Source organism: Bacillus benzoevorans, assembly GCF_014207535.1.
GTDB lineage: Bacteria > Bacillota > Bacilli > Bacillales > Cytobacillaceae > Bacillus_BD > Bacillus_BD benzoevorans.
This window is the reverse complement of sequence record NZ_JACHGK010000038.1, coordinates 1-12,456: the sequence shown is the minus strand read 5'-3', so window position 1 is coordinate 12,456 and position 12,456 is coordinate 1. Positions and strand designations below refer to the sequence as shown.

General features: G+C 37.8%; 15 protein-coding genes and 1 rRNA gene. 11 read left to right on the top strand and 5 right to left on the bottom strand.

What is annotated here, in order from left to right:
* Positions 1–512: 512 nt before the first annotated feature.
* Positions 513–884: a YkvA family protein gene (locus HNR53_RS22750; protein ID WP_184530414.1), complete on the bottom strand. Its 372-nt coding sequence runs from the start codon at positions 882–884 to the stop codon at positions 513–515.
* 158 nt (positions 885–1,042) lie between these two features.
* A complete protein-coding gene (locus HNR53_RS22745) occupies positions 1,043–1,636 on the bottom strand; it encodes a DNA-3-methyladenine glycosylase (protein WP_184530412.1) in 594 nt (197 codons plus the stop codon).
* Between the two features lie 592 nt (positions 1,637–2,228).
* On the opposite strand from HNR53_RS22745, the gene HNR53_RS22740 reads away from it, so the two are divergent.
* The 8 genes from HNR53_RS22740 (at position 2,229) to HNR53_RS22705 (ending at position 8,540) form a co-directional block, all read left to right on the top strand.
* Positions 2,229–2,822: an NADPH-dependent FMN reductase gene (locus HNR53_RS22740; RefSeq protein ID WP_184530416.1), complete on the top strand. Its 594-nt coding sequence runs from the start codon at positions 2,229–2,231 to the stop codon at positions 2,820–2,822.
* Positions 2,823–3,067: 245 nt separating this feature from the next.
* Complete coding sequence (locus HNR53_RS22735; RefSeq protein ID WP_184530411.1) at positions 3,068–3,766, top strand: pirin family protein; 699 nt, start codon at positions 3,068–3,070, stop codon at positions 3,764–3,766.
* Positions 3,767–3,850: 84 nt separating this feature from the next.
* Complete coding sequence (locus HNR53_RS22730) at positions 3,851–4,069, top strand: (4Fe-4S)-binding protein (protein WP_184530408.1); 219 nt, start codon at positions 3,851–3,853, stop codon at positions 4,067–4,069.
* A 9-nt stretch (positions 4,070–4,078) separates the two neighbouring features.
* On the top strand, positions 4,079–4,369 hold the full coding sequence (locus HNR53_RS22725; protein WP_184530406.1) for a GNAT family N-acetyltransferase: 291 nt from the start codon (positions 4,079–4,081) through the stop codon (positions 4,367–4,369).
* 416 nt (positions 4,370–4,785) lie between these two features.
* Positions 4,786–6,057, top strand: a complete 1,272-nt coding sequence (locus HNR53_RS22720; RefSeq protein ID WP_184530405.1) for a hypothetical protein — start codon at positions 4,786–4,788, stop codon at positions 6,055–6,057.
* A 340-nt stretch (positions 6,058–6,397) separates the two neighbouring features.
* The gene (locus HNR53_RS22715; protein ID WP_184530403.1) at positions 6,398–6,856 is read left to right on the top strand and encodes a YcxB family protein; all 459 of its coding nucleotides are present in this window, start codon (positions 6,398–6,400) and stop codon (positions 6,854–6,856) included.
* A gap of 211 nt (positions 6,857–7,067) precedes the next feature.
* The gene (locus tag HNR53_RS22710; RefSeq protein ID WP_184530400.1) at positions 7,068–7,949 is read left to right on the top strand and encodes a helix-turn-helix transcriptional regulator; all 882 of its coding nucleotides are present in this window, start codon (positions 7,068–7,070) and stop codon (positions 7,947–7,949) included.
* Between the two features lie 288 nt (positions 7,950–8,237).
* A complete protein-coding gene (locus HNR53_RS22705; protein ID WP_184530398.1) occupies positions 8,238–8,540 on the top strand; it encodes a hypothetical protein in 303 nt (100 codons plus the stop codon).
* 78 nt (positions 8,541–8,618) lie between these two features.
* Here HNR53_RS22705 and scfB read toward each other — a convergent pair whose 3' ends face one another.
* From scfB to HNR53_RS22690, 3 genes are all read right to left on the bottom strand, one after another.
* Positions 8,619–10,016, bottom strand: a complete 1,398-nt coding sequence (gene scfB / locus HNR53_RS22700) for a thioether cross-link-forming SCIFF peptide maturase (protein ID WP_184530396.1) — start codon at positions 10,014–10,016, stop codon at positions 8,619–8,621.
* A 135-nt stretch (positions 10,017–10,151) separates the two neighbouring features.
* Positions 10,152–10,301: a six-cysteine ranthipeptide SCIFF gene (scfA, locus tag HNR53_RS22695; RefSeq protein ID WP_184530394.1), complete on the bottom strand. Its 150-nt coding sequence runs from the start codon at positions 10,299–10,301 to the stop codon at positions 10,152–10,154.
* Between the two features lie 292 nt (positions 10,302–10,593).
* Complete coding sequence (locus tag HNR53_RS22690; RefSeq protein ID WP_184530392.1) at positions 10,594–10,722, bottom strand: anti-repressor SinI family protein; 129 nt, start codon at positions 10,720–10,722, stop codon at positions 10,594–10,596.
* Positions 10,723–11,024: 302 nt separating this feature from the next.
* On the opposite strand from HNR53_RS22690, the gene HNR53_RS22685 reads away from it, so the two are divergent.
* From HNR53_RS22685 to HNR53_RS22675, 3 genes are all read left to right on the top strand, one after another.
* Positions 11,025–11,588 carry a hypothetical protein gene (locus HNR53_RS22685; RefSeq protein ID WP_184530390.1) on the top strand — a complete coding sequence of 188 codons (564 nt, stop codon included), beginning with the start codon at positions 11,025–11,027 and terminating at the stop codon, positions 11,586–11,588.
* A gap of 143 nt (positions 11,589–11,731) precedes the next feature.
* A complete protein-coding gene (locus tag HNR53_RS22680) occupies positions 11,732–11,962 on the top strand; it encodes a hypothetical protein (RefSeq protein ID WP_184530388.1) in 231 nt (76 codons plus the stop codon).
* Positions 11,963–12,363: 401 nt separating this feature from the next.
* Positions 12,364–12,456 (top strand): 16S ribosomal RNA (locus HNR53_RS22675); the annotation flags it as partial.

The following is a 12,456-nucleotide window of genomic DNA, read 5'->3' as shown; positions in this document are numbered from 1 at the left end:
TTTAGGCATATGAAAAGCACCTCCTTCTATATTGATAGTTTTATAGTACCGGAGGTGCAGCTCTATTTATATGCGTTGTTTGAATACGGGCTTACGCAGCAAAAAGCAGGGGAGATGTTTCAATCTTGAATAAAGAGTGGGAAGAAAAGTCTGAAAAGACTTCTGAATGAACTACCAACTTAATTACATTTTTCTATGGTGTTTTCTTCTTTTTAGACGATAATTCAATCGATTTTTCCGCACTTTAGAGAAGAACTTATTTACAGATAGTTAAGGTTTGAAATATGTGTGAAAAGTGCATGAAGCCAAATGCGACAAGGGTTTGGGGGGTTAAGAGAGAAGATGACCAGGGAAGAATTTAATTACAAACCCATAGTTGTGTTCCCGTCAATCATAAACGGTAAGTAGCAAAACTAAATGGGAAAACATAAATGTACACTAGAGCACGAGCGAAAGCTGGACTTATTTCCAGTTTCCCTCGTGTTTTTTGTTTCTAAAAAGATATGCTATGGTTATATAAACCATACGGCCAGCCAAATAGCAGCTGAAATCCAAAGAACGATAATGAGTGTACCAGCAATCCAACTTTTGGGTTTCTCATTATTTAGGAGTGTTTGAGCTTTTAAGTTACATTCTTCTAAGATGTGTTTTGGTATTAATTTCAGTGCGAAGTAGATGGCTAATGGAATTAGGATGATATCATCTAAATAACCAAAAATGGGAATGAAATCAGGAATTAGGTCAATAGGGCTGAACGCATAGGCAACAACACAGGCAGTAAAGATCTTTGCAAATAAAGGCGTTCTTGGATCTTTATAAGCAAAGTAAAGAACATATACTTGTCGTTTTAATTGTTTAGCCCAATTTTTTACTTTTGTTAACATTTTCTCCACCTCCATTTTAAGGTTAAAGGATGAACAAGTTCTTAATAAAGCCGTTGATGAACTTGATCAGGTTTTATCGGATGTTAAAACATGACAATAACAAACATGCGGAAACCTTGCTTGGGTGTTTCCGCATGTTTGTTTCAGTTGATGCGTTATCAACCTTTTCTTGATACGAATGGATTTCCGGTTATCCAAAACCGCCAAGGATAATCCTTTGCCTCGCCTGTATTTTCAATGCCAATCCGTGGGCCGGTTGAAATGTTTTCCGGGATCTTTCCCGAGGCAATATATAAAGGAGGTTTTGTAAAGAGATGCCCGTAATCCTCCATTGTGATACCGAGTGCTTTGGTCAATTTTCCCGGTCCGTTGGTTAAATTCTTTAGATTGTCCATCCCGCGGCGTTCATGCATTAAATCAATCCCTTCAACCGGTTCAATGGCCCGAATTAAAATCCCCTCAGGTTGTTCGGCAGGTCCGCTTATGACATTAACAAGAGTGTGTGTATGCGTTACAAAGGTATAAACATGACCCGCTTCCTCAAACATAATTTCTGTTCTTTTGGTACGGCGGTTTCCAAAACTGTGTGCAGCCCGGTCACCCGGTCCGATATAGGCCTCCGTTTCCACGATATATCCAGATGCAATGCCTTCTTTTGTTTCCTTTACGAGAAAACACCCAAGTAAATTTTTGGCTAATTCAAGCGTTGGCTGCTGGAAAAAATCAATTGACAATGGTTTCAATTCACTCACTCCCGAAAAGTTGGTTAGAATCTATCTTATCCTGAATGATTCAAAAAGTCTTTCATCATTCTAATGAAGATTATCAAAATGGATTCCTCTTCATTGTTTTCAAATGTAGGTTTAAACAATTATTTTGCTCAAACTTTATTTTAAGGCTGTGTTAAAGGTCAATGTTGATTTTGGAGGACTTTGTTGATTGGAGTGGAAGGCACGAAGACTCCTGCGGGAACAGCGAGACAGACGAGACCCCGCAGGCACGAAGTGGCGAGGAGGCTCAGGCGTAGATGAGCGGAAAGCGAAGTGCTTGGAACGGAAATCAACAACCAAGTTTAACAGAGCCAATTTTAAAGTAACATCTGCAAAAAAATTCTTATGTAGAGTTGACAATCATTATGGAAATATGATAAATTTATCTCGAATTAAATATAATTTAATTGAATGTAATTGCTAAAACTCTCTTATCATTTTTTTTGATTATATATCTCGAATTCGAGACTCTCTAAATAGAGGGATGACAAATGGACGAATTAAAAGGTCTGCATCACGTTACTGCAATTACAAGCAGCGCAGAAAAGATATTTGTATGGAGGTGAATAATAAAATGGGATTTTTATCTAAACTATTTGGCACAAAACAAGAGGAGGAAGAAACAATGACAAAATTAAATATTGGAATTATTTTAGGGTCTACACGTGAAGGACGGGTAAGTCCACAAGTAGGTGCATGGGTGAAAGAAATAGCAGAAAAACGCGGTGACGCTAACTATACAATCATTGATATTGCAGATTACAAACTGCCATTACTTGGTGAAGCGGGTGCAGATGCTTCAGGTGCTCACGACTGGTCAGAAATCATTGCAGCTCAAGATGGATTCGTATTTATTGTTCAAGAATACAACCACTCCATTACAGGGGCACTTAAAAATGCACTAGACTATCTGCGTGAAGAGTGGAACAACAAGGCAGCTGGAATTGTATCTTACGGTTCAGTAGGTGGTGCTCGTGCAGCTGAACATTTACGCGGCATTTTAGGTGAATTGTTAGTTGCTGACGTTCGTGTACATCCAGCACTATCATTATTCACTGATTTTGAAAATGGTACTGACTTTAAACCGAAGGCAGTACAAGAGGATTCAGTTAATCAAATGTTAGATCAATTAGTTCCTTGGTCAAAAGCATTATTCACAATCCGATAATTTTTTAAGGCATTAAATGTTTTTTAACCTGCACATGTGCATTGCATATGCACATGTGCGAATGATTAAGTATTTAAAGGAGTATGAAGGTTGAGCAAATCTTTATCAAGCGAATTGATGGATATGCTCAGAAGTTATGCTTAAATATGACCTATCTTCCATGAGAAATCAGAATCTATTTGATAGGGTACATCCAGACGATCAGGCGATGGTGAGCAAGTGATAATAAGAATGGAGAGAATAGAATGTTAAAAAAAATTGACAGCAATAAAATGGGCTCAAGTAATCTTGGATGGTTAAGAAGTAAATTTCATTTTTCATTCGCAGGATATTATAATCCGGACAATATCCAGTTTGGTGTTTTACGGGTAATCAACGATGATTTAGTTGAAGCTCAAACAGGATTTGACACACATCCACATAGAGACATGGAGATTATATCCTATGTGGTGAATGGTGAATTGACCCATGGGGATAGTATGAACAATAAAAATACAATCACACGGGGACAAGTTCAATATATGAGTGCAGGTACTGGTGTGTATCATAGTGAATATAATTTAGGTGAAGATACACTAAGATTTTTGCAAATTTGGATTTTCCCTGAAGAAAATGGTCTTACTCCTAACTATGGCGATTATAGATTTAATTGGGAGGACAGAAAGAATAACTGGCTGCATATGGTTTCAGGACTTAATGGAAATGCTCCAATAAAAATTCATCAAGATGCCAACATTTATTCTTTAGAATTAGAACAAGGAAAAGAAATCAGCTTCCCGGTGAGAGAAGGAAGACAGGCTTATTTAGTACAAATAGAGGGCACATCAGCTATGAATGGCATTGAATTAAATGATAGAGATGGAATGGAAATTGTTGAAGAGGATATCTTAATTAAAGCAGTAGAAACCTCACACATCTTAATTTTAGAAATGAAAAAACAGTAGCGGAAACTCCCGATGAATTTGTTTTAATCCTAGAGGAGAATGACATGATAAATCGTGATTTAAAATGATAAGGTGGAATTATGGATGAGTGAGGCAGTAAAAACTTATGAAAATGAAAGCATCACAATTTATTGGAGACCTGACATTTGTGAGCATGCAGGGGAATGTGTTAAAGGACTTCCTAATGTTTTTGATGTAAAGAAAAGACCTTGGATCTCCCCGCAAAATGCAACATCTGAAGAGACCATGCGTGTGATCGACCGATGTCCAAGTAAAGCACTTTCTTATCAAGCCAAAAAGTAGGTGGATAATATGACCGACATCAAGCCGGGCAAAAATGAATTTTATATTGAAGAAAATGGTGCAGTAATTGCAAGAATCCAATTTATACCTAGTGGAACAGACGTGAATGGAAGAGATTTAATCATTGTGAACCATACGATTGTTAACGAAGGTCACAATGGCAAAGGATTGGGAAAAAAATTAGTAGATAGAATAGCGGAATACGCAAGAGTCGAAAATAAGTTCATCGTACCTGTTTGTACTTACGCAAAAGGGATTCTTGAAAGTAAAAAAGAATATCAATCTGTTCTTGCAAATTGATTGAAGATCTCCATAAGAAGTGGACAAGAATACAAACCCTGAAAGATACCTGATCAAGATATTGGGTATCTTTTTTATATGGGAAAGGAGTTCATTTTAGCTATGTAGTATTATTCACTTCGGATTCAGAGAAAAATCGTTAAGCGAATGATGAAGAGGATTGAAGATATTTCCAATTACTGATAACCTTAAGTGGAGGAGTAAGTCAATGAAAGATAAATTGCATTGTGGCTCTCTATATTTAGTTGAAATTATATATTGCAAAAAATCACAAAGGGCATTTTTCCGAAGATCACATAATTAAATTTAGTCTGGATTATATAAGATTGGCGTTTCTACTATAAGTGGAGACGCCTCTTTGCTAAGGGAATTAATACTCTTGGAACAATCATTTAAAGAACAAAGGGGATATGCAAATGGATAGGAGAATACAAGAATTAATAGATTTTACAAAGATAAAATTTGGTTTAGAGAACTACTACTTACAACGGCATCAATTTGAACGGAGCGTAAATATCTTTAATGAGACGGTTTATATATTTTGTATGGAATGGTTTCCTAATCATGTAACGGAACAAGAGGATGACGGATTAAATCCAGAAGGTACGGCAGTTATTGAAATAAACGTGAAAAGTCGTAAATTTGAACGTGCTATTTTTGTAAGTGGTGAGTCATACGCAGAAGCGGGGATTACGTTTAGCAATCTAAAAACGGAAGACGTCATAAAATGGGTTGAGGGTGAAACAGGATTAACGTATGGAAAACAATTTCAACTTGAAACAGAAGGGGAAGGGGAGCTTCACTTTAAAGAGTGTATCGATGGTGTAGCGGTATCTCCTTCCGGATTTATCGATGTTGAATTTAATCAGGAAGGAAAACTTACCTCATTCTCTGTCCACGGTCAATTTCCTTCTAAAGAGATGATCAAAGAAGAAACATATTCACTCTTACTTGAAAGCGTGGAGCATTTGGCAAAAGAACAATTGCAATTAATTGAATTTCCTTCGAAAAAACTGAAGCAGTGGATTCCTGCCTATGGTCTGGAAGAGATTTATATAACGAATGATCGAACATTGACAATTCCCTATGAATTCATTGTAGATATCAGGTCATATTTGAAAATCGACAAAACCATTTATTGGGATGAGCCGATCAATGAACCGTTTGAAAGAAAGGAGATTCGTTGGATTGAGGATGTAACAGCAGAACAGGCATTTTTACATGAGCCATCTCCTGATTCATTCCCAATCACTGAGTCGGAACAAGAACAATGTGAAATGGCAGTTAAAGACTTGTTACGACAGGAATACCCAAATGACACAGGAAAATGGATGCTTAAAACGCTGCATCGTGACAAAGGCTACATTCATGCAATATTAAAGGTAAATCAGAAGGATAATCGTGTATTTCAAAGAAAACTAAAGATTATGATTGATGCGGAAAGCCTTCAAACAGCATTTTACATGGATAACAAACAGATGTTGGAGATTTATGATCAATTTCAAGAATCTGATATGGTAACAATCACGAAGAAAGAAGCATTTGAAAAACTTAAACAATTGTTTGAGTTAAAGCCTTATTATGTTTATGACTTTGAACAGAAACAGTATGTTTTATGCGGAAAATTAGATTGCCAATATGGGGTGAATGCAGCGAGCGGAGAAGTGATAGCATTAGATGATTTGTAGTTGATTCTCCTTACCTAACTGGAAACTACAATAATAAAAATGTTTAGTCAGCCAATGCCGCATATACTTTATGCTATAATTTGACAAAAGGACAAAGGGGTTCCTATGGAAATAAGATACAGTTTAACAGAAGAGGATTATATAAATTTTAACTTCATTCAGCAGAAGTCCTACACTTCTGTAAGTGGGGGATGAATGCAAATAAGTTTTCCAATTCAGTGGGGGTTCAAACCCTGGCTGAATGAAGTTAAGCCTCCGGCGGATGCCTCGATTTTTCAAAGGAAATTTTTCGAGCGAGCCCGAAAAAAATCGGGCGCAAATTCGACGAGCGAATTTGATCATGTTTCACGTGAAAAATTCAAAAACCGTCAAAAAAGCATTAAATATGCAAAGATTTTTAGCGCCTATCGTCTTTATTATCGCGTCCTTTGTACTTGCAAAAGTCGGGAACATGTCTTTTCTTGGGGTATTCATTACCTTTTTAGTCATGAGTATTTTGTGGATTATTTTCTATCCAAAATACTTCTATTCTTACGTCAGTCGAAATACGAAGAAAATGATAAAAGAAGGTAAGAACGATGGCTTATTAGGTGAACATCATATGATTCTGTCAGAAGAGGGAATCATCGATTCGACTTCTAATGGTGAAACAAAAGTAACTTGGTCGGGAATTAAAACTTTAAGTGAGGATAATCAAAACATTTATCTTTTTAACAGCTCAGTAAGTGCATACATACTTCCAAAAAGAGAGTTAGCTGATGTTGAGGAAATAAAAACCTATCTTAAATCAAAAGTGTAAAAAGAATATTTCTAGCCGAAGGTTTCCTGATCCGCTTCAGCAGTCCTTCGGTTTTTTTATTGAAAAAGCCCGATTATGACTTAGGGGGGCTCAATAGATTCCTGTTAAATGCACTGAACCTATTATTCCTAATGAATTGCCAAACATAGCAATATATGTCAAAAATGACCGTTGTTCTTTTTGTTATCTTATTTGTAAGGAGGTTCTCGGAATGAGCTACAGTCCCATCATACAAAAAACGATTGAGTACATAGAGATGAACTTACATGAAGAGCTATCTTTAGAAAGCGTTGCTCAGTTTGCCGGATTTTCAAAATATCATTATCACCGTATTTTTCAAAAAGAGGTTGGCGTAACTGCATCTGAATATATTCGCTACAGAAGAATCGCCAATTCAGCCAATATGCTGCTTTATACGGATGAAAAGATCATAGATATTGCTTTCTATTATCGCTTTGAATCACAAGAATCATTTACTCGTTCATTTAAGAAATATTACAATTTACCACCAGGACAATATCGTAAAATGATCGGTCAATTGACTTTGCAAAGGGAGGAAATCATGTTGAAAAATGAACAGTTATTAAAAGGATGGAAGTTAAGCGGGAGTCATCCGTTTAATTATGAGATGGGAATTGATAGAGAAAACGTGCATAAGGGAAGGGCATCTGGATTCCTAAAATCTGTTACTTTCCAATCTCAAGGTGAATTTGCAACCATGATGCAGGAATTTAAAGCTAAGAGGTATCTTGGCAAAAGACTAAAGCTCTCTGGATTTTTAAAATCCACAGATGTTGATGGATTCTGTGGATTCTGGATGCGTGTCGATGATTCACTTGGGGATGTGCTGCAATTTGACAATATGGGAGACCGGCCAATTGCAGGGGATACTGAGTGGAATCATTACGCCATCGTTTTAGATGTACCAGAAAATAGTGCAGTCATTGCCTTTGGTGTTCTGCTTTCGGGAAAAGGACAAGTATGGATTGATGAACTTAAATTTGAGGAAGTGGATAAACAAACACCAACGACCAACATTGATTTTTCTGCTGACCTTTTAGATGAACCGGTCAACTTATCTTTTGAAGAATAGGAGTAGATGATATGAATTTATTAATGGCATTGATGAAATCTTTCTCTCTGCGGTTCCCCTTTTAACAAAGTTGTCACAACAATAATTCCATCGCGTTGTAATGTTACATATCCAATGATACAATAAAGTTAAGTAACATTAATGTAATCGGGCAAATCCTGTAGAGTTCATTAATCCGTTCAAAAACAGGTAACCTTTAACAAGTATTTATTACTTTGTTACTACAGCCGTCTTGTTTGATAGCCGTTAAGCGTGCAAATAAAAGGGAAATCAAGGAGGAGGTAAAAAATGGGCATCCAAGTTGCGGCAGCAGCTTTAGGGTATCTCTTGTTATTAGTTTTGGCTTATGAAACCAACATTTTTATGAATTCGGAAGAAGAGAGAAGCGAGAAAATCATTAATAGGGCATATAATAACGCTTTTGCCATTCTTACTTTTGGACTATTTATTGTTTACATCCTCGTGCAGATTCCACTTATCTATATAGATTCTCAAACGACATCCTTTCTTCTCCTAGTAAGTAAATTTATATCTGTGCTTACATTGGGAGGCAGTCTTTTTATATTAAATAGAAAAGGCTGTAATAGTTGAATGAAGACGATTGAAAAAGAGGCTTAGCACAAACCGGATCTTTTCCGGAGTATGCCGGGCCTCTTTAAATTTAGTCTGCTAAGCTAGTTCTTCTTTTTCCATCTCTCTGAAGGTTTCAGCAACCTTGACCATCATTGAGCATTCAATTCTCTTACGGAAGATGTCGCAGCTAAAGTTGTAGGTCCCATTTAGTGAGCCGGTTGCATGCAGCGCATTGGCAGGACAGCCGCCGCTGCAGTAAAGCTTCGCCCAGCAGTCACTGCATTCCGGTTTTGAATAGCAGTTACTCTCTTTAAATTGGCCTTGCAGTTCCGGTCTCGTGATACCAGCCCAAATGTTCCCCAATTTATATTCCTCATCCCCGACAAACTGGTGGCAAGGGAAAAGATCACCCCATGGTGTGACAGCGAGGTATTCCGTTCCTGAGCCGCATCCGGAAATTCTTTTTTGAATGCAAGGTCCTTCCGAGAGGTCAAGCATGTAATGGTAAAAGGTAAATCCATTGCCATTTTCCCCGCGTCTAAGCATTTCCTTAGCCAGAATTTCGTATTGATGGTAAATCTCCGGCAGGTCCTCTTCCGTGAGGGCATATGGTTCGCGCGGACCACAGATCACCGGTTCCATCGAAAGTTTATCGAAACCAAGGTCAGCAATGTGAAAAATATCATTGGTGAAGTCCACGTTGTTGTGGGTATAGGTGCCGCGAACATAGTATTCTTTTTCGCCGCGTTTTTTCACGAACTCCTGGAACTTGGGCACGATCGTATCGTAGCTTCCTTTGCCATTAATGGTTTTGCGGAGCCGGTCATGGACTTCTTTTCTGCCATCAAGGCTCAATACGACATTGTACATTTCCTGATTGAGAAACTCAGTGACTTCATCATTGAGCAGCACGCCATTTGTCGTAAAAGTGAAGCGGAAGGACTTGTTGTATATACTTTCTTTGCTTCGTGCATAGGCGACAATTTGTTTCACGGTCTCCCAGACCATAAGCGGCTCGCCGCCGAAAAAGTCAACGTCAAGATGACGGTGATGACCGGAGTTTTCCAATAGGAAATCAATGGCTCTTTGACCGACCTCATAGCTCATGATGGCTCTGTCCCCGTTGTATTTTCCTTGGCTGGCAAAACAGTATTGGCAGGACAGGTTGCAGGTGTGTGCCACATTAAGACAGAGCGCCTTTACATAGGTCGTGCGATTTCTCAGATTTATCGAAAGGTCCTTATATTCATCCACTGTAAAGAGCTGTCCGTCCTGTTTTAGTTCCTCTACATCGGCAATAGTTTCCTGAATGTCTTTCACGGTAATGGCCGGCATATCAGCGAACTTGTCCAGCATTTTTCTCGCGATTTCGTCTTTGGGAGTATTCTCATAAAGCGCGATGATTTCATAGGCGAGGTCGTCGACAACATGAACAGAACCGCTGTATGTGTCGAGTATGATATTGTATCCGTTAAGTTTATATTGATGAATCATAGTGATATTCTTGCTCCTCTTGTGCAAAAAGTGGCCGAGGCTGGCTCAAAGGGAGGCTGACACCAATGATGAATAGTTCACTAGACTTTGTGGTGCACACTCTCTTTTTTATAAGCCAGTCTCGGTTTTTCCTTATTACCGATTCAATGTGTTTTCACATTTCTGGTTGGCAATGCCGCAGGATGTTTTACAAGCGGATTGACAGGATGTCTGGCATGCGCCACAGCCGCCGTGTTTTGCGGTATCCATTAGTTTACGGGTGCTAAGTGTCACGATTCTTTTCATGATCGACAACTCCTTTCACAGTAGAGTTTATAAAAAGTGTGTCTAAATTGTGAATTAATTCACAATCGCTATCAAGGATAATTTTAGCAATACCCCCGATTTACGTCAATGACCCCTACGCATGATGGATAGAATGGAAAACCGAATTAAGATATATAGAGAGAAAAGAGGGGGGTTCTCAAGGTAGACTGACATGGTTATGGGAACGCAAAAAAGACCGGGATCCCCTCGATCTTTTTTGTTATATATGGAGAATAGTTGGCACTGTAAAGAAATAAACAGGGAACCAATCTTAAACCTTTTCGGCTTTTTTATTGTCCAAGAAAGCTCTAAATTCCTCTTTTGTTATATCGGATTCAACTAATTCTTCAAGAAGCTGAATCCATTCCTGATCTAAATCATTCCATTGTAAATTTCCCATAACGAACCTCCCGAAGAAATTATAGCTTCTATATAGTACTTCGGATATTATCTGTCTTTTATAAGGGAAGTTTTCAAAGAATTCATCAAAAAGACATGTTTTCACTAGTTCCATAGTGTAACACATCCCTGTCTACGACCCTTATAGTGCTTCAATAGTATTATTTGACTCAGCGTAATCCTCTAGGGGAAGGGTTTAATAACTCTTAAACTTCCCCAATTTCTGGAACCTTATTACTTGCGGTTCGTATATAAGTTAAGAACTGTTTTATTAAAAGACAAAATAGAAATGGAGGTGAAAAAATGCAGTTGTTCATGGATATTGTATTTGTGATCGCCGTTGGATATTATAGCTATCAGTATATTTTGAGTCTGGCAAGAATGAAGAAGAAAATTATTTTCCCAGCGGCGGATGAAGAGAGGGCAGCTATCAGAAAATATCCGTTAAAACCATTGGACTTCCCTGCTAATCCTAAAAGAAAAACTGGTATTATTATTTATTCCTTTGTACTGCTAGTTATCACTGCCTTTTTTATTATTGGAAAAATAACGAAATCAGTGGATTGGACATTTTATCCTTTATTACTTTTACCGTTAATAAATGGAGAGAACCTACTAAATATATTTTCCGTACAGGAAGACGGAATATTGGACGGGGGGAGATTTGTTCGTTGGAGCAGGATGAGTAAATATCAATTTATCCCGATTGATCTGAACCATAAATTCTATGGCTACACAGATGAGGTTAATGCTGGGTATGAATTAAAGATTAAAACAAAGGGATCTTCGGTTAGCTGTATTGTTACATCAAATGAAATGAGAGAGAAGCTGGATTTGCTGTTAAGTGAACATATACAGCAGACCTAAAGAAGGCAACCAAAGGTGTCAGACCTTTTTTGATATTATTGGCGAATATCGGCCGCCAAAATCACTTTGTATATGAACTGCAGTTTGCCTTTGCATAAAACATTTCCTTAAAAGTCATGTTAACAATAAAGGAGATGATACATATGCCAGATAATAGAAGGAACCAGCATGTTGAAGCGACCCCCCATTTTGATGGTGAAAAGGAAGCTTTGATTAATGATGCCACAGCGTCCGGCAGCAAGGCAATGGGCGTTCAGGTCAGCATAAGCAAGGAATTCAGACAAAATCGCAATTCTTTGAATCATGTTCCTAAGGTAGAAGAAGAGATGAAGGAATTTGAAAAACTGATGCGGGGAAATAAAGTGGATAATTGATGGTTTGCTACGTAATACTTAGTTTATGAAATCAGTGTTGATTTCTGTCGAATAGGATGGTACTATTAACTTCCCTTTTCCTTTAGGCTATCTGGAAGAGGGGAGATATTTTATGCTTTCTTTTGAAAAGAAAAAATAAGGCAGAAAAAAGTTTAAAAAAGAAGTTGACTTCTGTGAAGATTGTGGATATAATAATTCTTGTCGCTGATACGAAAGAGTTTTATGAAAAGGAAAAATATTTTATAAAATATCTTCAGAGCAGTTGACTTCGATGAAATGTAATAGTATAATAAATCATGTCGCTGATGATAATCAGCTTGATTGTTCTTTGAAAACTAAACAAAGCAGAAACGTCAACGTAAGTTTTATTTTTGTAACAAAACATGAGCAAATCAAACGCTTTATTGGAGAGTTTGATCCTGGCTCAGGACGAACGCTGGCGGCGTGCCTAATACATGCAAGTCGAGCGGACTTTTGGGAGCTTGCTCCCAAAA

Coding starts and splice junctions, on each gene's coding strand:
- HNR53_RS22685 (WP_184530390.1), top strand. CDS start 11,025: ATGCAGTTGTTCATGGATATTGTATTTGTGATCGCCGTTGGATATTAT.
- HNR53_RS22710 (WP_184530400.1), top strand. CDS start 7,068: ATGAGCTACAGTCCCATCATACAAAAAACGATTGAGTACATAGAGATG.
- HNR53_RS22735 (WP_184530411.1), top strand. CDS start 3,068: ATGTTAAAAAAAATTGACAGCAATAAAATGGGCTCAAGTAATCTTGGA.
- HNR53_RS22740 (WP_184530416.1), top strand. CDS start 2,229: ATGGGATTTTTATCTAAACTATTTGGCACAAAACAAGAGGAGGAAGAA.
- scfB (WP_184530396.1), bottom strand. CDS start 10,016: ATGATTCATCAATATAAACTTAACGGATACAATATCATACTCGACACA.
- HNR53_RS22725 (WP_184530406.1), top strand. CDS start 4,079: ATGACCGACATCAAGCCGGGCAAAAATGAATTTTATATTGAAGAAAAT.
- HNR53_RS22720 (WP_184530405.1), top strand. CDS start 4,786: ATGGATAGGAGAATACAAGAATTAATAGATTTTACAAAGATAAAATTT.
- HNR53_RS22680 (WP_184530388.1), top strand. CDS start 11,732: ATGCCAGATAATAGAAGGAACCAGCATGTTGAAGCGACCCCCCATTTT.
- HNR53_RS22690 (WP_184530392.1), bottom strand. CDS start 10,722: ATGGGAAATTTACAATGGAATGATTTAGATCAGGAATGGATTCAGCTT.
- HNR53_RS22730 (WP_184530408.1), top strand. CDS start 3,851: ATGAGTGAGGCAGTAAAAACTTATGAAAATGAAAGCATCACAATTTAT.
- HNR53_RS22705 (WP_184530398.1), top strand. CDS start 8,238: ATGGGCATCCAAGTTGCGGCAGCAGCTTTAGGGTATCTCTTGTTATTA.
- HNR53_RS22715 (WP_184530403.1), top strand. CDS start 6,398: ATGTTTCACGTGAAAAATTCAAAAACCGTCAAAAAAGCATTAAATATG.
- scfA (WP_184530394.1), bottom strand. CDS start 10,301: ATGAAAAGAATCGTGACACTTAGCACCCGTAAACTAATGGATACCGCA.
- HNR53_RS22750 (WP_184530414.1), bottom strand. CDS start 884: ATGTTAACAAAAGTAAAAAATTGGGCTAAACAATTAAAACGACAAGTA.